General features: G+C 51.2%; 18 protein-coding genes and 1 riboswitch. Of the genes, 3 read left to right on the top strand and 15 right to left on the bottom strand.

The features are described 5' to 3' along the window. Positions 1-194 precede the first annotated feature (194 nt). Positions 195-1,085, top strand: coding sequence for an AraC family transcriptional regulator (locus ACXMYH_RS01915; RefSeq protein WP_486555417.1), 891 nt, complete (start codon positions 195-197; stop codon positions 1,083-1,085). Positions 1,086-1,430: 345 nt separating this feature from the next. Here the strand turns inward: ACXMYH_RS01915 and ACXMYH_RS01910 are convergent, their stop codons facing one another. The 10 genes from ACXMYH_RS01910 to ACXMYH_RS01865 form a co-directional block, all read right to left on the bottom strand. Continuing rightward, positions 1,431-2,399 (bottom strand): carbohydrate kinase family protein, encoded by a 969-nt coding sequence (locus tag ACXMYH_RS01910; RefSeq protein ID WP_486555416.1) that lies wholly within the window; start codon positions 2,397-2,399, stop codon positions 1,431-1,433. After that, on the bottom strand, positions 2,387-3,433 hold the full coding sequence (locus ACXMYH_RS01905; RefSeq protein ID WP_329752165.1) for an aldose 1-epimerase family protein: 1,047 nt from the start codon (positions 3,431-3,433) through the stop codon (positions 2,387-2,389). The genes ACXMYH_RS01910 and ACXMYH_RS01905 overlap by 13 nt, the downstream gene beginning before the upstream one ends. Beyond that, a complete protein-coding gene (locus tag ACXMYH_RS01900) occupies positions 3,434-4,120 on the bottom strand; it encodes a D-lyxose/D-mannose family sugar isomerase (protein ID WP_118530200.1) in 687 nt (228 codons plus the stop codon). 184 nt (positions 4,121-4,304) lie between these two features. Next, complete coding sequence (locus ACXMYH_RS01895; RefSeq protein WP_405579146.1) at positions 4,305-6,143, bottom strand: substrate-binding domain-containing protein; 1,839 nt, start codon at positions 6,141-6,143, stop codon at positions 4,305-4,307. A gap of 165 nt (positions 6,144-6,308) precedes the next feature. Further along, positions 6,309-7,325 carry an ABC transporter permease gene (locus ACXMYH_RS01890; protein ID WP_142411936.1) on the bottom strand — a complete coding sequence of 339 codons (1,017 nt, stop codon included), beginning with the start codon at positions 7,323-7,325 and terminating at the stop codon, positions 6,309-6,311. A gap of 14 nt (positions 7,326-7,339) precedes the next feature. Then, positions 7,340-8,848, bottom strand: coding sequence for a sugar ABC transporter ATP-binding protein (locus tag ACXMYH_RS01885; protein WP_329752164.1), 1,509 nt, complete (start codon positions 8,846-8,848; stop codon positions 7,340-7,342). A gap of 84 nt (positions 8,849-8,932) precedes the next feature. Then, positions 8,933-9,796: an ROK family protein gene (locus tag ACXMYH_RS01880; RefSeq protein ID WP_486555415.1), complete on the bottom strand. Its 864-nt coding sequence runs from the start codon at positions 9,794-9,796 to the stop codon at positions 8,933-8,935. A 118-nt stretch (positions 9,797-9,914) separates the two neighbouring features. After that, positions 9,915-11,363 carry an ATP-binding cassette domain-containing protein gene (locus tag ACXMYH_RS01875; protein WP_243022245.1) on the bottom strand — a complete coding sequence of 483 codons (1,449 nt, stop codon included), beginning with the start codon at positions 11,361-11,363 and terminating at the stop codon, positions 9,915-9,917. Then, a complete protein-coding gene (locus tag ACXMYH_RS01870; protein ID WP_486555414.1) occupies positions 11,360-12,439 on the bottom strand; it encodes a sensor histidine kinase in 1,080 nt (359 codons plus the stop codon). Before ACXMYH_RS01870 ends, ACXMYH_RS01875 begins: the two co-directional genes overlap by 4 nt. Continuing rightward, positions 12,436-14,043: a response regulator transcription factor gene (locus tag ACXMYH_RS01865; RefSeq protein WP_486555413.1), complete on the bottom strand. Its 1,608-nt coding sequence runs from the start codon at positions 14,041-14,043 to the stop codon at positions 12,436-12,438. Before ACXMYH_RS01865 ends, ACXMYH_RS01870 begins: the two co-directional genes overlap by 4 nt. 204 nt (positions 14,044-14,247) lie before the next feature. Further along, positions 14,248-14,326, top strand: a riboswitch (ZMP/ZTP riboswitch). 509 nt (positions 14,327-14,835) lie between these two features. Here ACXMYH_RS01865 and pflB point away from each other — a divergent pair. Next, positions 14,836-17,139: a formate C-acetyltransferase gene (pflB, locus tag ACXMYH_RS01860; RefSeq protein WP_486555412.1), complete on the top strand. Its 2,304-nt coding sequence runs from the start codon at positions 14,836-14,838 to the stop codon at positions 17,137-17,139. Positions 17,140-17,312: 173 nt separating this feature from the next. After that, positions 17,313-18,146, top strand: coding sequence for a radical SAM protein (locus ACXMYH_RS01855; protein ID WP_486555411.1), 834 nt, complete (start codon positions 17,313-17,315; stop codon positions 18,144-18,146). 178 nt (positions 18,147-18,324) lie between these two features. Here the strand turns inward: ACXMYH_RS01855 and ACXMYH_RS01850 are convergent, their stop codons facing one another. The 5 genes from ACXMYH_RS01850 to ACXMYH_RS01830 all read right to left on the bottom strand — a co-directional run bounded on the left by ACXMYH_RS01850 (position 18,325) and on the right by ACXMYH_RS01830 (position 25,707). Then, positions 18,325-18,741, bottom strand: coding sequence for a hypothetical protein (locus ACXMYH_RS01850; protein ID WP_486555410.1), 417 nt, complete (start codon positions 18,739-18,741; stop codon positions 18,325-18,327). Next, positions 18,738-19,616, bottom strand: coding sequence for a DUF3990 domain-containing protein (locus ACXMYH_RS01845; RefSeq protein ID WP_486555409.1), 879 nt, complete (start codon positions 19,614-19,616; stop codon positions 18,738-18,740). The genes ACXMYH_RS01850 and ACXMYH_RS01845 overlap by 4 nt, the downstream gene beginning before the upstream one ends. A 281-nt stretch (positions 19,617-19,897) precedes the next feature. Beyond that, the gene (mfd, locus tag ACXMYH_RS01840) at positions 19,898-23,653 is read right to left on the bottom strand and encodes a transcription-repair coupling factor (protein ID WP_486555408.1); all 3,756 of its coding nucleotides are present in this window, start codon (positions 23,651-23,653) and stop codon (positions 19,898-19,900) included. A 115-nt stretch (positions 23,654-23,768) separates the two neighbouring features. Then, complete coding sequence (gene pth, locus ACXMYH_RS01835; protein ID WP_117470477.1) at positions 23,769-24,344, bottom strand: aminoacyl-tRNA hydrolase; 576 nt, start codon at positions 24,342-24,344, stop codon at positions 23,769-23,771. A 574-nt stretch (positions 24,345-24,918) separates the two neighbouring features. Beyond that, complete coding sequence (locus ACXMYH_RS01830) at positions 24,919-25,707, bottom strand: phosphatidylglycerol lysyltransferase domain-containing protein (protein ID WP_118530220.1); 789 nt, start codon at positions 25,705-25,707, stop codon at positions 24,919-24,921. Positions 25,708-25,746: the final 39 nt, after the last annotated feature.

Here is a 25,746-nt window from a genome sequence, read left to right as displayed (position 1 = left end):
TTACTTTTCATCAACAGTAATTTTTGTTCTGAAAATTCCACATGGCACAATCGTAACTCTTCACACATTCACCGATTGTATGATTCACTTGACTTTTTCAGTATATCGGGTTTAAATGGTTCTGTATATCAAAATATCCATATATTTTATCAATATATTGAGATTCTCGTTTTTTATAACGTGAGGTTTTCCCTATGATCCGAAATAGACTGTCTATAAAAGAAAATCAGGAAGAAGATACGATCCGGATTTCAGATCTGCTTCCAGTCTCTGTCTATATGACCGATTTTTCAGACCGGAATTATCCCACTGTGCGCTGGCACTGGCATGAGGATTTCCAGCTCTGTATTATCACAAAAGGCAAAATTCGTTTTCAGACTGCCGGAAAGTCTTATTTTGTCAGCAAAGGAAATGGATTTTTTATCAACAGCCGGTCCGCTCATTTTGTAGAACCTGTCGAACCGGATTCTGCCTACTATTGTGTTGATTTTCTTCCCAGCCTGATTGCCGTGGAAGACAATCAGGCTCTCTATCAGGCTGTTATTGCCCCATTTTTATCCGGAAATCTGCCTCCGGCCTTTCTCTTTGACGCCAGCCATCCTGCCGGTGTCCGCCTCACCAGGACCGTAAGACGGATCGTGAACATCTCAGAGGGCGAACATTTCGATGGCTGGGAACTCCTGCTCCATGGAGAGATTCTCTCTGCCTGGCCGGACATTCTAAAACTTGCCAGATGTTCCGTGATGCCGGACACGCCCGGAAACAGTACCTCAAACGAGCGGCTCACTAAGACCATGGAATTTCTCCATGCACACTTTTCAGAAAAGCTCACCCTGTCCGAGATCGCCGCATCCATCGGTCTCTGCCCGGAGGAATGTGAGCGCTTTTTTAAGCGCATGACCGGCATGACGACCTTTCAGTATCTCCTGGAATACAGGATCACAAAAAGCCGGGAATTCCTGGCAGATCCCAGTCTCGCAATTGCTGAGATCGCCCAGAATACCGGCTTTTCCTCACAGAGTTATTTTACAAGCTGCTTTAAAAAGATCGTTGGATGCACGCCAAACAAATACCGGAAGCAATGAGTTGGTGATCTCTTCCAGCAAAATTCCGACAATTTCAATGATGTCGGAAATCCCGGGAATCACCTTCCACCTAAACATGGTCTTTCTGGGCGCATTTCCCAAACAATTCCCCAAAAGCAACAAAGCCGGTATCCCGGCAGTTCCGGATTCCTATCCAGCCAGAACTGCTCTAAATACCAGCTTCGTCACATAGATGCGGCTTTCCATTTAAGCCTGCATTCTCTCCAAAACTGTTACAGCACACGGGCACTCCGTGTCCGTGCCCTGTAACGGGATTTTGCCGATGCTTCGCATTCCGAATCGGCAAAATCTGCTACCACCACTGTATTGTACGGAATTTTCAGTTCAGAAAATTCCTACCTTTGAAAAGTAATCCAGAACATCCTCTTCCTCCGGAATACTCGGGATCCCGCCCGACTGCGTTGTTGAAAAACTCGCCGCCGTGCAGGCGAACTGACCGATAAAGGCAAGTTCTTCTTCCGTCAGTTTTTCCGGCGCTTTCCCGGTCTTTAAGAGTCTTGAAACCGCACTTCCTCCAAAGATATCCCCGGCTCCTGTCGTATCGATCGGTTTTACCTCCGGGCACTTTGCGTACGCCGCGCCATCCTGGTTCGCCAGGTATGCCCCTTTCGGTCCCATCGTGACCATCGCGAGACGGATCCCGAACTCATCAAGTAGCTTCTTCGCCGCCTCTTTCTCATCCGTGATGCCCCATAAGAACTCCACTTCCTCATCACTGATCTTCACCACATCGGCATGGGCGAGTCCCCATAAGATCTGCTCCTTTGCCGCATCCGGCGTCTCCCAGAGCGGAAGACGGAGGTTCGGATCGAAGGTAATAAGTTTTCCGTGTTCCTTCGCATATTCCACGCACTTTTTCGTTGCCTTGCGCACCGGATCATCCGTGAGACTTAAGGTTCCGAAATGGAAGACCGACGACTCATCGATCATGTTCAGGTCGATCTCCTCAAAGCTCAGTCGCGTATCCGCTCCCGGCTTTCTCGCAAAGCTGAAGGACCGGTCTCCCTCCGGAGAGAAGGTCACAAACGCCAGCGTCGTAAACACCGACGGATCGGTCACGATTCCCTTCGTCTCGATCCCAGCTTTTTCAAATGTCTTTAAGAGGAGCTTTCCGAACGCATCATCCCCGACTTTTCCGAGAAATGCCGTCTTCGCCCCATATTTATTCAATGCCGCAAGGAAATTTCCCGGCGCTCCGCCCGGATTCGCCTTCATCGTCGGATATCCGTCCGCATCCGTCTCCTTCGCCGCAAAATCGATCAGAAGCTCACCAAGAGCGATCACATCGTACATTTCAATACCTCCCTGCACTCATCTTCCAGTCGTTTTATCTCGTCTTTTCCGTCCAGGATCTGGAACCGGATCCGGTTCTCATGTTTTTCAAATGGTTTTAAGATCTGCGTCTTTCCGGCCCGTCCGTCAAATCCGCAGTTTGTCGGCTCCAGCGCCATCGCAAAATCCCCGGCCGCCGTGCTCTTCCACTGGGTCAGGTAGGGGATCGCTGACTTTTCAAACCGGATGCAGAGCCCGATCTGAAGCTCCTCGTTCACGAAAGCCGCGAACGTATTTCCGTTCTGATCTGCCGCCAGCTCATGCTGGAATACCTGCTCCGGAGCTCCCGGTTCCGGCTCATCCATGACGTTCCAGCGGCTTTTTCCTGCCTCTGCAGCCGCGTCGCGCGGTCCGGTCATGATCGACGGCATCACGATCCGCAGCCCCGGCACAAGAAACGGATATCCGGCATTGCAGTGATAGAGAAAACAGAGTGGCTGCTCCTCAAATCCCTGGTTCTCGATCTCGTCCGTGAACACGATCTCCCGCTTTCCGTAAACCGTCTCCACTGTTCTCCTCAGCACGAGATTTTCTCCGAAGATCCGCGCCTCCCGCATCTCCCCGGACACCCGGATCTTATACGTTCCGTTCTCCCAGAATGCGTCCATGGACACCTTCTCGGCCGGAGTCGTCCGCATTCTCCCATGCGTCGGATATTCCACACCGTCCACCACGCGGTTTCCGTGGACGTTCCCGAGACCGCAGGTAAACATCGCACCGCCCATGATCGAGCGCACCGCCTCATCCCCCGCCGTATCGTAGGGATTCCGCCCCTGAAGTCCCGGTTTTGTGAGAAGACTTAAATTGATCCCCTTATACCGGATCCACGCCGGATCCAGGCATTTATCTATCATTAACGACATCTCCACCGGTCCGTTTTCCACAAGCGCACAGCGGAGTCCCGACGCCCGCCCGTCCTGAAATTCGATCCGGCGGACTCCGGCGATCTGCTCCATGTTCCCGCAGACCGCCATCAGTGTTCTCTGATCCGCCATCTATTTTGCCTCCGGATACTCGTTGCAGAGCAGGCGGTACGGCGCCTCATCCTCCTCGATCTTCGGGAATCTTCCCATTTTCTCGTAGAAGCGGTTGTCCACGTTGTCATCGTTGCACTGGCTGACCTCGCCTAAGAGAACCGGGCCGCTGCCCTCTTCCACCTCGAAATCATGGTACATGTACGGGTAGATGGAGATGCTCTCGCCAGGAGTCAGGCGCACCTGGGTGCCGGCCGGAACGACCATCTCTCTGCCATCCACATGGACATGGACATCGTTCACCTTGTCAAGGTCCTCATCCTTTGTCGAATTATATACACGGATCAGGACATTTCCGCCACCGCGGTTGATGATGTCCTCCATCTTTGACCAGTGGAAGTGCATCGGGGAGTACTGTCCCTCTTTGATGTACAGGAGTTTTTCCGCATATGTCTTTGTGTATTTGTCCTTCATCTTCAGGTTGCCGTTGCGGATCGTGATCAGGGAAAATCCGACCTTATCGAAGTCCCCGAGACCGTAGTCCGTGATATCCCATCCTAACATGTTGTCGCGGATCTCATCGTAATCATGGCCTTTTTCCTTCCACTCTTCCGGTGTGAAATTGCAGAATGGCGGGATCGCGAAGCGATACTCCCTAATCATCTGTTCCATTTCTTTTAAAGCTGCGTTGATCTCACTGCGTTTCATGAAAAATTCCTCCTGTCCTTGATATGCAGGGAACGCCGATCCTTTCGGCCCGGCGTTCCCTGATCCTGCATGTCCAGCAGCCGTTTTCTTTCCAACTGCCATTATTTTAATTCATTTTTTCAGTTAGTTACAGTTTATTTTCACTGATCGTAACTGTTCAGTACCTTCACAGTTACCACTGATCTTAATTCTTCTTCAGAACAGATACGCCTGTATCGCTGACAGCGCCGCCGAGCTCTTCGCCCTCTAACGCTCTGACAGCTGCCTTTACGCCCTCTTTACCCATAATATCAGGGTTCTGAGCCATTGTGCAGAGGAGATATCCGTCATTGATGAGGTTCATGATCGCATCGGATTTATCGAAGCCAACGCCTACGATATCTGTCTTTCCGGATGCCTTGATCGCATTACCGGTACCAGTCGTGGAACCTTCGTTGCAGCCGAAGATGCCGACAACGCCCTGTGTGATGTAGTTTTCAGCGATGGTCTGGGACTTCGCTGCATCACCTTCGCCGTACTGAGTTTCCATAAGCTCATAGCCCTTTCCTTCGAATGCAGAGCGGAAGCCTGCTTCTCTCTTAACGGTGGAGTCTGTTGCTGCGTTTACGTTTACGATACCGATCTTACCGGATGTGATGCCTGCTGCCTCGAGAGCCTTGATCATCTCATCGCCTGCTGTCTTACCAGCTGCCTCGTTGTCTGTGGAGAAGGTTGCCTCTGCCTCTACGTTTGCCGGAGAGTCAACATACACGATCTTCACGCCTGTGGAAGCGGCTTCCTTTAATGCGGAAGAGATCGCGTCCGGGCCGTTTGCCGCTACGATGATCGCCTCATAGCCGCCTGCAACTGCGTTGTTCACGCACTCGATCTGCTGTGCATCGTCCTTTGTGTTCGGGGACATGAAGCTTACGGTAACGCCGAGTGCCTTTGCCTCTGCCTGAGCGCCCTCATTTAAGGTTACCCAGTGCTGGTCGATGGAGTCCATTGTGATCAGTGCGATTTTCCAGTCTTTTGTTGCTGTCACATCTGTTGTGCCTGCTGCATCTTCCGCATTGTCTGCTTTGATGACAGAAACGCCTGTGTCTGTTGTTAAGCCGCCGAGTGTCTCACCCTGAAGAGCTCTGACTGCTGCATCAACACCGTCTTTACCCATGAGATCCGGGTTCTGAGCCATTGTGCAGAGGAGATATCCATCGTTGATGAGGTTCATGATCGCATCGGATTTATCGAAACCGACTCCGATGATATCAGTCTTGCCGGATGCCTTGATCGCATTACCGGTACCGGTCGTGGAACCTTCGTTACAGCCGAAGATGCCGACAACGCCCTGTGTGATGTAGTTCTCAGCGATCGTCTGGGACTTCGCTGCATCGCCTTCGCCGTACTGGGTCTCCATGAGCTCAAAGCCTTTTCCTTCGAATGCCTTACGGAATCCGGCTTCTCTCTTGACTGTGGAGTCTGTTGCTGCGTTTACATTTACGATACCGATCTTACCGGATGTGATGCCGGACTCTTCAAGAGCTTTGAGCATCTCTTTACCGGCTGTCTCACCAGCTGCCTCGTTATCGGTAGAGAAGGTTGCCTCTGCCTCCACGTTTGCCGGAGAGTCAACATAAACGATCTTAACACCTGCGTCCTTCGCTTCCTTCAGGGAGGAAGAGATCGCATCCGGACCGTTTGCCGCTACGATGATCGCCTGGTAACCGCCTGCAACTGCGTTGTTCACGCACTCGATCTGCTGTGCATCGTCCTTTGTGTTCGGGGACATGAAACTTACGGTTACTCCAAGTTCCTTTGCAGCTTCCTGAGCGCCCTCATTTAAGGTTACCCAGTGCTGGTCGATGGAGTCCATCGTGATCAGCGCGATCTTCCAGTCGCCGACCTCCTTGGACGGAGCTCCTGTAGTCTCTGTGGCTTCCGCGCTGGCTGCTGCGGATTCTGCCGGTTTCTGGCTGGAACAGCCGGTGATGCTGGCTGCCGCAAGGGCTGCACAGCTTAACAGTGCGAACAATCTCTTTTTCATAAAAATCCTCCTTAAGATTTCTTATATGTAACCCCCGTATACCATAGGAGTTAGATATCCATGTAACGATATTTCCGGACCAGCGTCCTGCTTATTCTCATGCAGGACCGCGGACCGACTGTTGCTGCAAAATGCCGCAGACACAAAACAGTTTTTTTTTCTGTCTTATTTGGATGCTTTCTTTCCGAAGTTTCCGGAACGAACGACAACATCAAGAAGTACAGAGAATACAACGATGATACCGATGACAAGTCTCTGGATGCCGACCTGTGCACCGATCATGTTCAGACCATTCTCCAGTGTCTGCCATACAGCCGCACCGGCAAAGGTTCCGAGCAGAAGTCCTGTTCCGCCGAGCGGGGAGATGCCGCCGATAACGCCGGCTGCAACGCCGTACATCTCGTACATGTTTCCTGCTTCCATGTTGCCCATACCGGCCTGTGCGCAGAGGATGTAACCAACGACACATGCGCAGACAGCGCTGACCAGGTACGCTTTAATTGTTGTATTTACAACATTGACACCGGATAATTTCGCAGCGTCCACGTTGGAACCGATCGCGTAGATATGTCTTCCTGTGCGGGTCTTGGAAAGCAGGAAGAAGAAGATCAGAAAGATCACAAGCGCGATCCAGAAGGTGTTGTAAACACCGAGTGTCTTTCCATAGTAGAAGAAGTTCTGGAACTTATCGCCAGCCTCTTTTCCTATACCGGTCGCGATCGCGTCCGTGTTTCGGTTGTTGTTGACCATGTAGGCAACGCCTCGTGTCACGAACATGGTTCCGAGTGTCGCGATGAACGGCGGAAGCTTGAACTTTCCGACTAACATTCCGTTGATCACTCCGGTAACCAGGCAGCACGCCATCGCAACCGCCATCGCAACGAACGGATTGACGCCCATCGCCATCAGGGTTGCCGAGATCATGGCGCTCATTCCGACCATGGAACCGATCGAGAGATCGATGTTTCCGGTGATCAGAAGATAGCTCTGTCCGACGCCGATCAGAAGGTACTTTGACATGGAACGCAGAAGGTTCATGACGTTCTGTCCGGCAAATACTTTACGGTCGATGAGACCGAATGCTACATAGATGATGATCAGTCCCGCGAATGCCGTGATGACCGCGCCCATTCCGCGTGTCCCCAGGATCCGCTTTACTGTACTGTGCTTCTTTTCATTCATTCCCCTGTCCTCCCTCAGCTAACCTGTTGTTTCTTCTCAAATTCGGTAGCGAACTTCAGAACCTCATTCTGGCTTGTCTCCTTCGCCATGACTTCGCCGGTGATCTTTCCGTCGCACATGACGATGACGCGGTCCGCGATCCCCAGGACTTCCGGCATCTCTGAGGAGACGAACATAACGGCAATGCCCTGCTTCTTTAACTGGTTCATCAGGTTGTAGATCTCGACCTTCGCTCCTACATCGATGCCTCGTGTCGGCTCATCGAAGATCACGACTCTGGAATTTCTCGCCAGCCACTTTCCAACAACCACTTTCTGCTGGTTTCCTCCGGAAAGATTGCCCGCGTTGACCTCCACCGTCGGGGTCTTGATCAGGAGGTCCTTCACCGCCTTCTCGCAGAGGTCGTCCTCCTTTTTACTGCTGATCACGCCGAGCTTGCTGCAGATGAGGTCCAGGTTCGGGAGTGCCAGGTTATGACGGATGCTGAGTTTCGTGCAGAGACCGTCTTTTTTCCGGTCCTCCGGCGCCAGTACGATCCCGGCTTTGATCGCGTCCATCGGACAGGTGATTTTCACTTCTTTTCCGTCCAGCCAGATCTCCCCGCTGGTCTTCGGGTCAACTCCGAAGATCGCTCTCGTTGTCTCGGTACGTCCCGCTCCCATCAGTCCCGCGAATCCGACGATCTCGCCCTCATAGAGGGAGAAATTGATGTCGCGGACGAGATGTCCGGCATTTAAGTTTTTCACCTCGAAGATCTTCTTTCCTTTCGGGCAGGAGACTCTCGGGAACTGTTCTTTGATCTCACGGCCGACCATATTCGCGATGATCTGATCCATCGTCATATCCGCGAAATTTCCATCTGTGATATACTGACCGTCACGCATGATCGTTACCCGGTCCACGATAGCCTTCAGCTCCTCCAGGCGGTGGGAGATATAGACGATTCCGCAGCCGTCTGCCTTTAACTGGCGGATGATCCGGAAGAGCTCCTCGATCTCTTTCGCTGTCAGGGAAGAAGTCGGCTCATCCATGATCAGGATCTTCGCGTGGATCGAAAGTGCCTTCGCGATCTCGACCATCTGCTGTTTGGATACCGGAAGATCGCCGACGGTCTGTCTCGGGTCGATGTCGATCTTCAGATCTCCGAGGATCTTTGCCGCCTCTGCCTCCATCTCCCGGTCATTTAAGACGATCCCGTTGACCTTCTCTCTTCCGAGGAACATGTTTTCCGCAACCGATAAGTGGCGGCACATGTTTAACTCCTGGTGGATGATCGCAACGCCGACGTCCTGTGCCTGCTTCGGTGTCAGATTGTCATATTCCGTTCCGAATATGGTCATCGTTCCGCTGTCTTTTGTATAAACACCGCTTAAGATCTTCATCAGTGTAGATTTTCCTGCTCCGTTCTCCCCGAGAAGCGCCATGACCTCTCCCGACCGGAGTTCGAAATTTACATGATCCAGGGCTTTGACACCCGGGAATGTCTTGACGATGTCTTTCATTGAAACAATTACTTCGCCCATCTTCTCCCCCGCTTTCCAGTTCTATTTTGATCCGGTCTCCCGGTTCATTTTTTATGTGTGCGAAAATGTGTCCTGCACATCCTTTTACGGATGCATAGCGACACAGAGTGCCGCGATATCTCCGATCGATTCCCCGAGTCCCGCCGGAACGATCCGGCAGATCTCTGCGCCAGATTTCAGTGCCTCTTTCCGGATCTTTTCTTCCATGGAAGCTCTCAGATACTTCTCCGCCCGGACGAAAATACTTCCGATGACGATCACCTCCGGATTTAACAGATCGATCAGGATCGACAGCATGCTTCCAAGATGTTCTCCTGTCTGCGCCCAGATCTTTTGCGCCTCCGGATCTCCTTCTTCCGCCCGCTTTCCGAGCTCCGCCGCGGTTCCTTTTCCGTACTGGGCGATCCCGCCGCCGCTCACATATCCTTCGTACGAGCCGGACTTTCCGTAGCCAACGTGTCCATCCTCAAAAAGCCGTACATGACCGATCTCCCCGGCCATCCCGCATGTTCCTTCGTAAAGCTTTCCGTTTAAGATCAGCCCCGCGCCGATCCCGGTTCCGAAGGTAAGAAAGATCATGTTCTCCGCGCCTTTTCCGGCTCCGAACTGCCATTCCGCCACGGCACAGGCATCCGCATCATTTCTTAAATATGCCGGAAGTCCGAACCGCTCCGTCAGCATATCCGTGATCGGAACTTCGTCCCATCCCGGAAGATTCGGAGGTCCCAGGATCACGCCCGTCCTGCTGTTTAACGGCCCGCCGCAGCTGACGCCGATTGCTTTCGTCTGATCTGTTTTCAGATCCGCAACGCTCTGAAAGATCATTTCCAGAGTTTCTTCCTTCGTTGTCGTTGCGAATCGCTTCTTTTCAAGGATTGTTCCGTTCTCGTCTCCACGAACGATGGCTGTTTTCGTCCCGCCGATATCGATTCCTATGTACTCGTTCATATAGACCTCCCCTGTTAGTTCCATCTTACATGAAAAATGTCCCCCATAACAGAGGACAATCCTACGGTTATGGGGGACAATATTTTGATGTATACAACAGGACGGGGCAGCTCCAATCCTACCTCACAATTCTCTTAAACTCACTCTTCTCATATACTGCCGCCACCTTCCCCTGCTCCACGACGAGCAGGCGGTCCGAGATATCAAGCGTATCGGAGATACTCGCGGTGATCATGAGTATCGCCGTCCCCTGTTTCTGGATCTGGCGCAGCACATTTAAGATCCTCATCCGGCAGAACATGTCGCCCTTTGCGAGCGGCTGGATGCAGACCATGATCCGCGGGCGCAGAAGATTCATCTTATGATAGAGCAGGGCAAACTGGTCTTCCTGCGGAATGTCGCGCACACAGGGCGCATCGATCACCGGTCCCACGAGCGGCAGATATTCTGAATGGATACTCCTGTAGATTTTCCGCGGGATCAGGCTTTTTCTGAGTTTCCGGTCCAGGAGAAATGTCAGGTTCTCCATGTAGCTCTCATCCAGAAACAGCAGCCGGTTCACCCCGTCCGCCGGGATCACGGCGATCCCCTCATCGAGATAATCCGCCGCTTTTTTCTGTGTGTAGGTCACATGGTCCACCGTGATCCATCCTGATCTGCACCGCTTTTTTCCGGTCATCAGATCCATCATGTCCCCTGCGATCTTATTTTCCTTGTCGAGGATCGTCATACACTCACCGCGGTGCAGGATGAAGCGAATACCATTTAAATTTCCGACTCCCACGGTGTGAAAGTGCAGGATCCCGTCATCCTCGGCATCCTGATCATTCTCCGTGGACATGATCTTCCATTCTGAGATGTACGGTGCCATCTTTTCGTCCGTCATCTCATCCCGCTCAAAGACCTTGTAGATGTGACCGTCCGAAAAAAGTGCGGTCCGGTCCGCGATCTTAAAGAGCTCTTGGTGGTGGTTTCCCACATAGAGCACGGAGATCCCCTCTTTCCGGATCTTCTTTAACATCTGCTGGAACTCGAAGAGCTCATACTGGCTCAGATAGTTCGCCGGGTTGTCCACGATAATGAGATGACAGCCCGAAAGCAGCGCCTTTCCGAGCTCCACAAAGCATCTCTCAAGCTCTGTCAGGTTCTCCACTCTCTTTTCCAGGTCCACTTTCAGCCCTTTTTCCTCAAAAAAGCGGATCGCCTGGCTGAAGATCACCTGCTCATTGATAAAATATTTCCGGAAACCTTCCCGCAGGATAAAAAGGTTGTCCACAACGCTTAAGCCCTGCACGAGATGGCTCTTCTGTTCGATGAGCGCCACCTTATTGGACGCCCCGCTGCTGTAGGCGTAGCTATTTACAACGTTTCCGTCATACCACACGGATCCCAGGCTGATCGGATCGTTCCGGCAGATCAGATCCACCATCTCTTTCTGGCCTTTCCGGTTCCGCGCCACCAGGCCAACGATCTCCCCGGCAAACATCTGGAATTCCAGATCATCCAGGAGCAGCTCTCCGTCCCGTTCAAGATCAACATGCGATATCCGAAGAAGTTCTTTTCTCATCGCCATCCTCCCTGACGATCCCCGTCGCGCACCAGCGGAAGCTCCACTATGACATCAGTTCCGATCCCCTCTTTGCTGTAGACATGGATTCCGTACTCCTCGCCGAAGAGGAGCTTGATCCGCCTGTTCACGTTCACCACCGCGATCCCGCCGCGGGCCGGCTTCTTCTCCTCCTCTTTTTCCGGGACATCTGTCTCCACATCAAGACGGCGCAGTTTTTCATTCAGTTCCTTCAGTTTTTCGTCCGTCATTCCGCGCCCATCATCGGAAATCCTGATGTAGAGCCGTTCCTCACTCGCACTGATCCGGATCACAAGATGACCTTTTCCGATCTTTCGCTCGATCCCGTGGTAGATGGAATTTTCCACGATCGGCTGCAGTGTCAGCTTCGGAAGTTTGCACTGCAGAAAATCCATCTCCGTGAAATCGTCGTCCGGATCCCGGTCATACTGGATCTTCAGGTCCAGTTTAGAACCGAATCGGAACTGTTGAATATAGTAATAATTCTCGATATTGGCAAGTTCGTCCTCCAGCGTCACGAGATTTTCCAGGTTTGAGATCGTGTAGCGGAAGAAGGTCGCCAGCGCCTCCGTCATCTCCGCGATGCTGTCCAGCCCCGCGATCAGCGCCTCACTCCGGATCCCCTCCAGCGTGTTGTAGAGGAAATGGGGATTGATCTGGTTCTGAAGCGCCAGATACTCCGCCTGTTTCTTCGAGATCGCGATCAGGTTGTTCCGGTCGATGATCTCGTTCAGGCGCAGGACTGCCTGCTCGCTCTCCGGTGAAAACGGATAGCGGACCTTAAAAAGGTCCTCCATGACATAGCCCATGACAAACTGCTCATAGATCTTCCGAGTCTCCCGGTATGGGATCAGCACCGTCCGGTAAACGATCACCGCCAGAGCAGCGGAAAGCGCCGTAAATACAGCCGGGACCATCAGGGACTGCATTTCCCGGATGCACACCACCCACATTCTCACGAGGAATGCCCCGACCAGCCCGGCTGCGAGAAGTGCGCACCATTTGATCCGAACGGACAGGTAATTTTTATCATCGGTATGTTTCTTCTCCATCATGAGTACAGCTTTCTGTATTCCTTGGGCTTTAAGCCCGCATATTTTGTAAAGGTCTTCGTGAAATACCGCACATCGCTGTAGCCGACCTTCCCGCATATATCGGCCACCGTGTCATTTGTCTCCTTTAAGAGCTTTTTTGCCATGTCCATGCGAACCTTCGAGAGGTATTCCAGAAACGTCATCCCCGTATCCTTCTTAAAGATCGTGCTGAGGTACGTCGGGGAGAGATCCACAACCCGACTGAGTTCTTCCAGCGTCAGCGGCTCTCCAAAATGTTCTTCCACATACTTTTTCACCACGCGGATCGGACGGTTTTCATCCTGCCGCTTTAACCTTGCTGCCTTCTCGTAGGAAATCGTGATCCGTCTCGTCAGATAATCGAAAAGCTCCGCCGCATCTGCACAGTTGTCGGCGCTGACGCTGAAGTTCTCCATAAAGTTCTCTTCCACCGGAAGACGGTACTTTTTCATGAAAAACAGGTACTGGTTGCAGATCTCCTTCGTCATCTGAAGGATCTCATGACCGCTGATCTCCTTCTCAGCCAGCATTTTCGTCTTCAGATAGATCAGTTCTTCCCGCACTGCAAAGGAATCCAGACTCTCCAGCGTGTGGGCGATCCGGTCATTAAACTTTGCAAAGATCTCACTGTCCGCAAAGGACTCCCCGCTTTCGATCTTTCCTTCCATCAGCTTTCCCGTTCCTGCGAGCAGCCGCTCCTCGATGAGGAGTCTGGCATTTTTTAAGGAACTGCCGATCTCCGGGAGACTCACCACACCCTCGCCGAGTGCCAGCGTCACCGACAGGTTCTTTAAAATATCCCCCTGGACCCGGATCTCCGAGAGCAGGGCTTTCATCTGTCTCCGGATCTGCATCCGGTCCTCTGCGTCATAGTTCAGCAGAAAGAAATGGAATCCGTTGAGCTCCGTATTCTCTGTCTCCATGACATAGTCTTTTAAAAATCTTTCCGCCGCAGACTGGACTTTCTCCGCCATAAACTGGACATTCTGCTCCTCATCGCAGACACGCCCATCCAGTTTTAAGATGGCGATGCAGAATTCCCCCGGCTCAAAACGATAGTGAAATTCCCGGTTGATCTCCAAAAGCGGCTGCGACAGGGTCTCCTTATTTCTTCTCCCCACAAGATCCTGTAAAAAGGCCTGTCTCAGGTTCTTCTCGTCGCTCCTGATCGCCAGTCTGGTCTTCTCCTCCTGGCTCAGCTGTTCCGTCTGCGCCCGGAAACGGGTGCTGAGGCGTTTTAATGTCTCCGTCAGCTCGTCCTTTTTTATCGGCTTTAAGAGATACGCATTCACCCCGTACCGGATCGCCATCTGCGCATACTCAAAATGGCGGTAGCCGCTGATGATCACAAACTCCGCATTCGGAGCTTCCTCTTTTCCGAGCCGGATCAGGTCCAGCCCATCATATCCCGGCATCCGGATGTCCGTGATCACGATATCCGGATGAACTTCCTTTATCTTTTCCAGCGCATCGATCCCGTTCTCCGCGACCGCTCCGACCTCCATATCAAGAGCATCCCAGTCCACCAGCTTTTCGATCAGCTGGCAGACCTTGCTCTCATCATCCGCGATCAGTACCTTTAACATCCTCGTTCCCCCCTGTTTCCCCCAAAGTCATATTAAGGTTATTGTACCCCGCCGGGCATGATTCCGTCAACCGGTATGAAGCGACGCTCTTCACGCTTTTCGGCTGAAGTCTGCCAAAAAAGTACTGCATTCTCTTTCCCCACATCTGGTCTGACCATTATTTCCCACTTGACACATACCACAACATCTGGTATATATATGTCATACCGATCATATGACTGACGGATAAGTGGTGAACCACGTGAAGTATGATCGAAGAAAGCCGACCGTCTGGGCGATCATAGCGCAGACTGTGGGTTATTTTTTTACCCTTTTTCAGTCTATCGACGTCTCTCGCACCGCGCTGTGATTCTGTAACAGCGAAATTTTCCAAAGTGATCTCGCCGCCTCATAAAACACAGACTTGAAGGTAAAAATCCCATCGACGAAGCCGATCTGGAATGGATTTTTGCTCGTAACCTGCCATGTATCCGAAGGGAAGCTCCGGGGGAGGTTCCTGTAAATGTGAAGGTACTGAACAGTCACGTGTATTTTAAAAAATACAAGGTAATGAGAAAATTTCTTATGAAAATGATTTTGATAATCATTCTCATATGATCTATTGTTTTTCTTTTTTCCCTCTGTTATAATGGCAAAGCATTTCTTCACAACGGAAGATTTCAAAATTTATCCGATCCGACAAAATGTACTGGTGAATGATCACCTGCTTTTCCCGGACCGGGAAACCGGAATCCCTGACAACCACAGGATTTCCGCAGCACATGAGATTGAAACATATAAGGAGGAACCATCATGTCTGAACAGAATACCCCGAACGGTACTGCTGACCTTTTCAAAAAAGCCTGGAGAGGATTCCAGGGTGCAAAATGGACCGATGAGGTCAATGTCCGCGAATTCATCCAGAATAACTATACCCAGTATGACGGAAACGAGGATTTCCTCGCCGCTCCGACCGAGGCGACCGATAAGCTCTGGGGTCGTCTTCAGGAACTCCAGAAAGAGGAGCGCAAAAAAGGCGGCGTTTTAGAGTGCGAGACTGAGGTCGTATCCAGCCTGACTTCCTACGGTCCTGGCTACATCGACGAGAGCTTAAAAGAGCTCGAGACCATCGTCGGCCTCCAGACGGACAAGCCGTTAAAGCGTGCATTCATGCCTTACGGCGGGATCAAGATGGCGGAGGAAGCCGCTGAGACTTACGGATATAAAGTAAACGAGAAATTCCACAAAATCTTCACCGAATACCATAAGACACACAACCAGGCTGTCTTTGACGCCTACACTCCGGAGATGAAAGCTGCCCGCCACTGCCATATCGTAACCGGTCTTCCGGACACTTACGGCCGTGGAAGAATTGTCGGTGACTACCGCCGTGTGGCTCTCTATGGAATCGATTTCCTGATCGAGGAGAAGAAAAAAGACCTGGATCTCTGCGGAAACGGTGCGATGTACGATGAGATCATCCGCCAGAGAGAAGAGATCGCAGAGCAGATCCGCGCGTTAAAGGGCATGAAGGAGATGGCAAAGATCTACGGCTACGATATCTCCGGCCCGGCGACAAACGCAAAAGAGGCAATCCAGTGGCTGTACTTCGGCTACCTCGCAGCAGTCAAGACCCAGAACGGCGCTGCGATGAGCGTTGGACGTATCTCCACCTTTATTGATATTTATGTAAACCGTGATCTGGAAGAGGGAACTCTCACTGAGTCCCAGGCACAGGAACTGATCGACCATATGACCATGAAATTCCGTATGGTGAAGTTCGCGAGAATTCCGTCCTACAACCAGCTCTTCTCCGGTGACCCGGTTTGGGCGACTCTCGAGGTTGCAGGTCTCGGACAGGACGGACGCCACATGGTCACAAAGACCGACTACCGTTTCCTCCATACTTTAGAGAACATGGGACCGTCCCCGGAGCCGAACCTGACCGTGCTCTACTCTTCCCGCCTTCCGGAAAACTTCAAGAAGTACGCAGCGAAGATCTCCGTTGACACTTCTTCCATCCAGTACGAGAACGATGACGTGATGCGTCCGGTATGGGGCGACGACTACAGCATCTGCTGCTGCGTATCCGCTACCCAGACAGGTAAGGAGATGCAGTTCTTCGGTGCCCGCGCAAACCTTGCAAAGTGCCTGCTCTACGCGATCAACGGCGGTAAGGACGAGAAGTACATGACAAAAGACGGCAAACCGATGCAGGTTGGTCCGGAGTATGCACCGATCACTTCCGAGTATCTCGACTACGACGAGGTCATGCACAAATATGATCTCATGATGGACTGGCTTGCAGGAATCTATGTGAATATCCTGAACCTGATCCAGTACATGCACGATAAATATTACTACGAGGCAGCCGAGATGGCTCTCATCGACACCGACGTGCGCCGCACCTTCGCGACCGGCATCGCAGGTTTCTCCCATGTGGTGGATTCCCTCTCCGCGATCAAGTACGCAAAGGTCAAGGTTGTCCGCGACGAGAACGGCATGGCGTCCAGCTTCATCACAGAGGGTGACTTCCCGCGCTACGGAAACGATGATGACCGCGCCGACGATATCGCAGTTTGGCTGTTAAAGACTTTCTTAAAGAAAGTGAAAAAGTACCATACCTACCGGAACTCCGAGGCGACAACTTCCATCCTTACGATCACTTCCAACGTGGTTTACGGTAAGGCAACTGGCGCTCTTCCGGACGGACGTGCAGCGTTCACTCCATTTGCCCCGGGCGCGACCCCGTCCTACGGTGCAGAGCAGAGCGGACTTCTCGCTTCCTTAAACTCTGTCGCAAAGCTTCCGTATGAGTACGCACTCGACGGAATCTCCAACACCGAGACGATCGCTCCTGGTGCACTCGGACACTCCGAGGACGAGAGAAAGAACAACCTCGTTCATGTTCTCGACGGATACTTTGACCAGGGCGCTCATCATCTCAACGTGAACGTGTTTGGTCTCGACAAGCTGAAAGACGCGATGGAACATCCGGAGAAACCGGAGTATGCGAACTTCACGATCCGTGTTTCCGGTTATGCGGTTAAGTTTATCGACCTGACAAGAGAGCAGCAGCTTGATGTCATCGCAAGAACCTGCCACGAGGCAATGTAAATTTATCCATTTAAAAATCAGCCGGGAATGTTGTTTGTTCCCGGCTGAGTCTAAATTATGAGGGTTTTTTCTGGCTTGGCATTAGGGTTTTAATGTTTGCACTTTTGCACCGCACTGCTCATTTTATCTTTATTTTTATCCCCGACAGATTCCGGGAGAAGGGAAACTTTTATATGGAAACAACAGGCTACGTTCACTCCATCGACAGTTTTGGTTCCGTAGACGGACCCGGCGTCCGCTTTGTGACTTTTCTTCAGGGCTGCCATATGCGGTGCCGGTACTGTCATAATCCGGATACGTGGAAGCTGGCAGGGAATCCTGCTGCGGCCTGTCCGCAGACCTCAGAAGCTGCCCATGGGAACAATTCCGCTGCGTCAGAAACCCGCCCTGACTCCGTCTCTTCCGGCTGCAATTACAAAGAGAGCACCCCGTCCGCCCTTTTAAAGCAGGCGCTCCGCTACAAGCGCTACTGGGGCAAAGAGGGCGGCATCACGGTCAGCGGCGGTGAACCGCTCTTACAGCTGGATTTCATGACGGAGCTTTTCCGCCTGGCAAAAGAAAACGGCGTCGGCACGGTGCTTGACACCGCGGGACAGCCGTTTACAAGAACAGAACCATTTTTCTCAAAACTTTCGTCTCTCATGGAGAACACGGACCTTGTGATGCTCGACTTAAAACACATCGATCCGGAAAAACACCGTGCGCTCACCGGCCACACCAACGAGAACATCCTGGACTTCGCCAGATACTTAAACGAAATCGGCAAACCCATGTGGATCCGCCATGTCCTCGTTCCCGGCGTGACCGACGATGATGAGAATCTTCGCGGCATCCGCGCATTTTTAGACACACTCTCCAACGTGAAAAAAGTGGAAGTTCTTCCGTACCACACGCTCGGGATCTACAAGTGGGAAACTCTCGGAATCCCCTACACCTTGAAAGATGTGGAGCCGCCGACGGCAGAGTCTGTGAAGCGGGCGGAAGAAATCCTGGGGTGTCAGAAATAAGTTTTTCCAACCAAATGCCTTTGATTCCCGTCAGCGTCAAGCTCTCATGCAAACACAGGCTTTGACTATTGCTCACATAACAAGTGAAAACACGCTTTGCGAGTTTCCCCTTGTTATCGCGACAGTCGCCAAGGTCCCGCGCAAGCGCGGACTTTGGCTCGCTGTTCACGTATTTCTTTTATCTTTTCTGATTATAAATTTCCTCCAGATTCTCAATCGCAAGAACCGGATCCATCGTATGAAACATCATGTAATTTCGTTTCATAACTTCGACCGGCGCTTGTTTATATATCTTTCTGCTGTCCTCACCGCTGTAATAATGCCAATAACGGTAAATATAACCGATCCAATACAGAACATCTTTTGAATATACTTCTCCGCCAACTAAACTCTCTGTCTTGGAATTTCCGATGACCTCATCTAAAAGATACTCTTCTCCTGCCCATTGCATACGATTATACTCAGAATCCAATGCTTTTGCCGTCTCAGAATTCATGAACAATTTAATAAATTCCATACTACTGTAATTATGATCAGCTGACAGTTCGAAAAGTCTTCCCTGTATGTCACAGAGTTTTAAAGCTATCTCATTCATTGTTTTCCTCCGGCTTTGGCGTTATCCAGAATTTCATCAAAAAATAGTCCCTCACGGCGATAATTCTTACAGATATCGTTTGCAAGAGAAACTCCCCGTGCACGATTTTCCTCTGCAACCTCCTTAATAAATGCTCTCTCCAAATATGAAAGCTCTATTTCCGTTTCAATATGGATTGCATCACATCCTCTTTGTGACACCGCAACATACTGACTTCCCAATTGCAATGCATAAAGACTGTGTACCAATGCTGCATCTGTGATATTTCCAATAAAGAAATTATCAATCACATAAAACATCCTGTCATTTGCAATGCTTCCAATAAGCAGATCTTTTCCGGCTGCCATATTTCGATACTTGTTATAAAATTCAGTATCCTTTATGCTCTCCATTCTTCCCCTGTTATATGCTACAAGCATTGCCCACTCAATATCTGCTGGTACATTCAGCAATTTAAGCTCATTCACATCGACAGAAACGATATAAAATTTTGATTTTTCATAGTCACAAATCAGTGTCAACGCCTGACCTGGATCTGTTTCCATATAAAAGCCTCTGCCAAAATCACACTGTTTCCGGCTCTTCGGCTCAATAACTCCTTCTATGCCGGATTTCGATCCATGATAAAGCAGCACCTTTCCGTGAACAGCTTCTATTTTTTTTGCCGCCTCCGCAATTTTCTCCAACGTCATATCATAAACCGGAACTGCCCGTGCCTTACACAGCTCATGCAATCTCATCTGCGCCAGTTTATTAGGAACAGCCCGGCCGTTTTCCCAACGGTTCACGGTTGCAAAAGACACATTCATATGCTCTGCGAACTCGGTCTGACTCATGTTCAAATAAAACCTGATTTTTTTAATCAAATTTTTCATGTCGCTTCTCCAAAATATAACATTATTTATAATGTAAAATATATCAGATGTTATGTTTCGTGTCAATGTATCTACCAGAATCCACTTCATACCATGCTGTCAATATGTTGTCGTTTATTCTTTGCATCTTTTTTACTTCTCTCGAAACACCTCTTTTCAATAACACTTATCATAATGTTCACTTACATTTATATTATACACCAACCAGTCCAGCAACATGAAGAGCATTTACCTATAAAAATAGCGCATTATATTTAATGCGCTATTTTTACCATATGCTTTTATTTTCTGCTCTCTGCCAGCTCCCCAAGCTTCCCAAGAATCTCCTTCGCCTTCTCGATCATCGGTTCGCAGTTCTTGTTTTTCTTTCCTTTTTCCTGGTAGAACAGGACCGGTTTCTCGCCGCCCTGGGCGAAGCGGAGCGCAGTCTTGTACTCCGCGATCAGCGCCGGGATCTTTGTGACATCGAGCTTCGCCTTCGGGTAAAGCTCGATCCGGATTTCCTGGGTATTGATATCCACCTCGGTCACATACGCCCGATGTGCCATGGCCTTTAACTCCGCAACCCGGAGCAGATTGTCGACGGATTTCGGGATATCGCCGAAGCGGTCGATCAGTTCATCCTGCATATCCATGTACTCGTCATCCGTCTCGATGGCAGAAATTCTCTTATACACATCCAGTTTCAGATACTCGTTCTTGATGTATCCGTCCGGAATAAACGCGTCGATATCGCAGTCCACGACCGTCTCAAACGTCTCCTCTTCCTCCTGTCCGCCCTTCAGAGCGATGACTGCCTCATTGAGCATCTTGCAGTAGAGGTCGTATCCGACCGCCTCCATATGTCCGTGCTGCTCCGCACCGAGGATATTTCCCGCGCCGCGGATCTCAAGGTCCCGCATCGCGATCTTGATGCCGGAGCCGAGCTCTGTAAACTCGCGGATCGCCTGGAGACGCTTTTCCGCGTCCTCCTTCAGCATCTTATCGCGCTTGTACATGAGGAACGCATAGGATGTCCGGTTCGAACGCCCGATCCGCCCGCGGATCTGGTAAAGCTGGGAGAGGCCCAGCCGGTCCGCATCCTGAATGATCATCGTGTTGGCATTCGGGATATCGAGTCCCGTCTCGATGATCGTCGTGGAGACGAGCACATCGATATCACCGTTGATGAAATCCAGCATGATCTTCTCGAGCTGGTGCTCATTCATCTGACCATGGGCGAATGCCACATTTGCCTCCGGAACGAGCGACGCCACATGGTTTGCCACCTCGTCGATGTTGTTGACACGATTGTATACATAGTACACCTGCCCGCCGCGTCCTAACTCTCTGTGGATCGCCTCGCGGATCATCTCGTCGTTGTACTCCATGACGTACGTCTGGATCGGAACACGGTCCACCGGCGGCTCCTCGAGAACACTCATATCGCGGATCCCGATGAGACTCATGTGCAGCGTTCTCGGGATCGGCGTCGCCGTCAGAGTCAGAACATCCACGTTCTGCTTCATCTGCTTGATCTTCTCCTTGTGTGTCACGCCGAACCGCTGCTCCTCATCGACGATCAGAAGTCCCAGACTCTTGAACTGCACATCCTTGGAAAGCACCCGGTGCGTGCCGACCACGATGTCCACATATCCTTTTTTCAGACCTTCGATCGTCTTTTTCATCTCTCCGGGCGTCCGGAACCGCGACATCATGTCCACGCGGACCGGGAAATCCTTCATTCTCTGGACGAACGTATTGTAGATCTGCTGCGCCAGGATCGTTGTCGGGACCAGGTACACGACCTGTTTTCCTTCCTGCACCGCCTTGAACGCCGCGCGGAGTGCGATCTCCGTCTTTCCGTATCCCACATCCCCGCAGATCAGGCGGTCCATGATCTTCTTGCTCTCCATGTCCCGCTTCGTATCGTCGATCGCAGTGAGCTGGTCATCCGTCTCATCATAGGGGAACATCTCCTCGAATTCCTTCTGCCACACCGTATCCGGCCCGTACTGGAATCCTTCCGCATCCTGTCTCGCCGCATAGAGCTGCACGAGCTCCTTCGCGATCTCGCGGACTGCCGTGCGGACCTTCGTCTTCGTCTTCGTCCACTCGGTCCCGCCGAGCTTGTTTAACTTCGGAACCTTCGCGTCAGCCCCCGCATACTTCTGGATCCCCTCCAGACGGGTCGCCGGGAGATAGAGGTTTCCGCCATCCCCGTACTCGACCTTGATGTAGTCTTTGATGACATGGTCCTGCTCGATCTTCTCGATTCCCTTATAGATGCCGAGACCATGACTCTCATGCACCACGTAGTCGCCGACAGAGAGTTCGGAGAAGCTGCTGATCTTCTTTCCTTCGTAATTATATTTTTTTCGCTTTTTCTTCCGCTTTTCCACGCCGAACATGTCGCCCTCAGTGATGACGACGAACTTGATCAGCGGGTACTCAAAGCCCTTATGGAGTTTTCCGTAGGTAACCATGATCTCCCCCGGAGCGACCGGCTGTCCCGGGTCTTCCGGACAGAATGCCCGCAGGTCATACTCCCTTAAATCTCCTGCGAGGCGGCTCGCTCTGGTCCTTGACGCGGAGAGGAGGACAACGCGGTATCCGTCCTTCTTCCATCTCGTCAGGTCCTTGATCAGGATCTCGAAGCTGTTCTGGTAGGAATTTAAGTTCTTTCCGGTCAGGCTGTACTTCGCCTTCGGAGTCATGCCGGGGAGTCTCTGGTCGAGTCCTGTCATGAAGATCGTGTGCGGCGTGTGCGCGTCCGCCAGGATCGTTTTCGAGGAAAACAGGAGGTCCGCCTGCCCCGGCAGGATATAGCCCTGCTCCAGACGGTGGGACATACTCTCCCGGAATTCCGTCTCGACGGTCTCCGCTTTTTCCTTCATCCGCTGGGGTTCATCTAAAATTAATGCCAGGCCAGATGCCTGTTTCTTTTCGGCCGTTTTTCCGGCCGCCCTTGCCGTTTTCTTTCCTGATGTCTTCGTCCCAGCTGTCCCAGTATCACTCTGATCTACGTTCCCGCCTGATTCTACTGTCTTCTTTCCTGCCTCTTCAGCTTCAGTTTCAATAACTCCCACTTCCGCCTGTTTTCCTGTTTCTGTCGCAGAAGACACCAAAGTGACCTTAGCGCCGACTTCTTTCATATAGTCAAGAAATGAAACCGTATCTTTACAGAAATACCTGATATACGCATCCAGCATTTGGACATCAAAGCCCTCTTTTAAGGATTCCACAAGCTCCCCGACCGCCCGCCTGATCCGCGTCGCCTCCTCCGGCTTTTTCTGGTCGCGGAAGGTCTTTTCCTGCTTCTTTCCCTCCGCTTCCAGGCGCAGGATCCCGTCCTCGATATGTTCCTTCGTGAGGATCAGTTCTGCTGCCGGATAGATCGTGACCTCGTCCATCTGCTGGATCGAGCGCTGGCTCTCGGCGTCAAACGAGCGGATCGAGTCCACCTCGTCTCCCCAGAGTTCGATCCGGACCGGAACCTCCTCCGTGAGCGGAAAGACATCAAGAATTCCGCCGCGGACCGAAAACTGCCCCATTCCATCGACCTGTCCCATCCGCTCATAGCCCATGTTCGTGAGCTGTGTCTTGATCTCCTCGATATCGAGTGTCTGTCCCGCCATGATGTTCAGGCAGCTCTCCCTGATCATGGAAAGCGGCAGAAGATGATCCATGAGACCGTCCACGGTCGTCACGACAACGCCGCCTTCGTCCTCCAAAAGATGTTTAAACACCTGCATCCGCTGTCTTGTCAGGAGATTTCCGTGGATATCAGAGCTGTAAAACAGAAGGTCTCTCGCCGGGTACAGCCAGGTATTCGGCTCAAAATAGCTGAAATCATCATAGATTTCCTTCGCCCGGTTGTCATCGTACGTCACGACAAGGCGCCACGGATGTTCCTTCGAGAGTTCATGCATGACATGAACTTTCTGGGAATCCGTCACGCCGCTGACCTGGATCGGACCTTTTCCTTTATCCATATCCTGTTTCATATCGGTATACTCCGCCAGCTCCGCGAGCGGATTTGCAAAAACTTCAGCCATGGTTCCTCCTGTTTTTATTCGTTTCCTGTCCGATCATATTTCTGATTCTATTCCAGTTAGTGTGCATAGGCATTCTCCGCACGCACACTGCGGCAAAATTTTGCCAATACTTCTTTTATTTTTCTTCTTTCTTCCGGTTATGATCATTCATCGCCTGCGCGATTCCGACATTCACGATCTCGCAGACTGCGTCGGCCGCTTCCTTCACGGCGTCATCCATCGTCGCCTGCTCTTCCTTTGAGAAGTGTCCGAGCACATAATCTGCAAGATCCATTCTCGCCGGTTTCTCACCGACTCCGACCTTCACGCGCGGGAATTCCTGTGTTCCGAGATGTGCGATGATGCTCTTGATTCCGTTGTGACCGCCGGCACTTCCCTTTGCGCGGATCCTTAACTGACCCGGAGCCAGACTGATATCATCGTACACGATCAGGATATCTTCCGGATCCACCTTATAATAATCGGCCGCCGCGCGGATACTCTCCCCACTGGAGTTCATATACGTCTGCGGCTTCATGAGGATCACTTTCTCCCCGCCGATCACGCCTTTTCCGCAGAGCGCCTTGTGCTTCTTCTCAGAGATGTCCGCCCCGATCTTCTCCGCCAGAGCATCCATCACCATAAAACCTGCATTGTGTCTTGTATTTTCATATTCCTTTCCCGGGTTTCCGAGACCTGCAATTATTAACATTTTTATCTCCTTTTTTTCTCCGCTCTCCGCGGCAGTAAGTTTTTATCGCTGTTCGTAACTGTTCCATATCTTCGCAGTTACCATTCTTTCATTCGTTTCTTTCTGCAACGCACTTAAGGGGGATTTTTCAGTCCCCCCGGTTTTTCCATTTTATCAGCTTTGCCTTGTCTGCGCAAGGCTGAACTTGGCCACATCATAAAAAGATCCTGCCGCCACACACGAGCAGGATTTCGGCTCCTTTTATTTGCCGGGAAGTTCCACAAGAACTCGCCGGTAAGCAAAAACTGCCGCCACCAGACACGCCCTTGATCTCCCGGAACGTCTCTGCTGACGGCAGTTTTTATGTGATATACTCACCTTTTCATACTCCGGCAGGTACCCCCTAAGTACCGTCCGTACATTTCCCCGGATCATGCTTTCGCATTATCTCCAGCATCCATTCGGTTGTACGGAATTTCATACTCCATAGCTTATCATATTTCTTCATATAATGCAATCAATTCCATTAAATACAGGGTTTTATGTGTCATATGTATGCTTTTTCGGAATTTGTCTGTATATTTTTTAACAAACTTTAATTTCTCTCCCGCTCCAGGATCGTATATTTCTTCTCCATCCGTACCGGATGCATGCTCTCTTTCGTCCGTCTCAGATTTTCCAGTCCCATATCATCTTCCCGGTTCACCAGTCCTGTCTCCGGATATGAATGGAGCAAAAACTCTTTTTCCAGATAATTGTACAGACCACGAAGCTCAGTATCTGCCTTTTCCACATGTGTCACCGTCATATCGGTCTCCTTACACTCCGTTCCCATGGAAAATGCCTCCAGGATCCCGTTCACACGAACACCGGCAATCGTGATCTCCGCTTCCCGGCAGAATCGGATTGCTTCCCGTATCCCGGTCTCCTCACTGTCCAAACGGTTCAGAGCATCATCACTTTCCTTTTTCGATGACCAGCGATCCAGAAACTGTAAAATCTCCGGTTCATCCTCCGGTCCAAGAAGAACAAACTCTGCCCGGTCTCCATAGTCCCTCTGGAATCTGGAGATCCTGTTTTTCATTTTTGAATATTTCCTTCCGGGAAGAAGACGCATCTCCTCCCCGGAATAAATATAATCAAAGCTGTCCCTGTCCTCCACAACCTCATACTGAGCCGGATCCGGATCGATCGCCGCCAGCGCTGTCATATCGTTTCTTCGTCTTCTATATAAAATGCTGACTTTCTTCGCACCCAGTCTCTTCGCCGTTCGGACCGCATCCATGGACACGTTTCCGCCTCCGATGACAACGACTTCTTTTCCGGTCAGATCGATGATCTCGTCTTTTCCAACACTTCTTAAGAACTGTACTGCGGAGAGCACGCCGTCCGCGTCCTCGCCCGGAAGTCCGAACTACCCGTC

This window comes from Pilosibacter sp. NGB245 (assembly GCF_057397225.1).
This window is presented reverse-complemented; position numbering and strand designations above follow the sequence as displayed.

Bases quoted from the DNA above. Each gene is read 5' to 3' on its own strand.
- ACXMYH_RS01915 (WP_486555417.1), top strand. From the start codon at position 195: ATGATCCGAAATAGACTGTCTATAAAAGAAAATCAGGAAGAAGATACG.
- ACXMYH_RS01910 (WP_486555416.1), bottom strand. From the start codon at position 2,399: ATGTACGATGTGATCGCTCTTGGTGAGCTTCTGATCGATTTTGCGGCG.
- ACXMYH_RS01905 (WP_329752165.1), bottom strand. From the start codon at position 3,433: ATGGCGGATCAGAGAACACTGATGGCGGTCTGCGGGAACATGGAGCAG.
- ACXMYH_RS01900 (WP_118530200.1), bottom strand. From the start codon at position 4,120: ATGAAACGCAGTGAGATCAACGCAGCTTTAAAAGAAATGGAACAGATG.
- ACXMYH_RS01895 (WP_405579146.1), bottom strand. From the start codon at position 6,143: ATGAAAAAGAGATTGTTCGCACTGTTAAGCTGTGCAGCCCTTGCGGCA.
- ACXMYH_RS01890 (WP_142411936.1), bottom strand. From the start codon at position 7,325: ATGAATGAAAAGAAGCACAGTACAGTAAAGCGGATCCTGGGGACACGC.
- ACXMYH_RS01885 (WP_329752164.1), bottom strand. From the start codon at position 8,848: ATGGGCGAAGTAATTGTTTCAATGAAAGACATCGTCAAGACATTCCCG.
- ACXMYH_RS01880 (WP_486555415.1), bottom strand. From the start codon at position 9,796: ATGAACGAGTACATAGGAATCGATATCGGCGGGACGAAAACAGCCATC.
- ACXMYH_RS01875 (WP_243022245.1), bottom strand. From the start codon at position 11,363: ATGAGAAAAGAACTTCTTCGGATATCGCATGTTGATCTTGAACGGGAC.
- ACXMYH_RS01870 (WP_486555414.1), bottom strand. From the start codon at position 12,439: ATGATGGAGAAGAAACATACCGATGATAAAAATTACCTGTCCGTTCGG.
- ACXMYH_RS01865 (WP_486555413.1), bottom strand. From the start codon at position 14,043: ATGTTAAAGGTACTGATCGCGGATGATGAGAGCAAGGTCTGCCAGCTG.
- pflB (WP_486555412.1), top strand. From the start codon at position 14,836: ATGTCTGAACAGAATACCCCGAACGGTACTGCTGACCTTTTCAAAAAA.
- ACXMYH_RS01855 (WP_486555411.1), top strand. From the start codon at position 17,313: ATGGAAACAACAGGCTACGTTCACTCCATCGACAGTTTTGGTTCCGTA.
- ACXMYH_RS01850 (WP_486555410.1), bottom strand. From the start codon at position 18,741: ATGAATGAGATAGCTTTAAAACTCTGTGACATACAGGGAAGACTTTTC.
- ACXMYH_RS01845 (WP_486555409.1), bottom strand. From the start codon at position 19,616: ATGAAAAATTTGATTAAAAAAATCAGGTTTTATTTGAACATGAGTCAG.
- mfd (WP_486555408.1), bottom strand. From the start codon at position 23,653: ATGGCTGAAGTTTTTGCAAATCCGCTCGCGGAGCTGGCGGAGTATACC.
- pth (WP_117470477.1), bottom strand. From the start codon at position 24,344: ATGTTAATAATTGCAGGTCTCGGAAACCCGGGAAAGGAATATGAAAAT.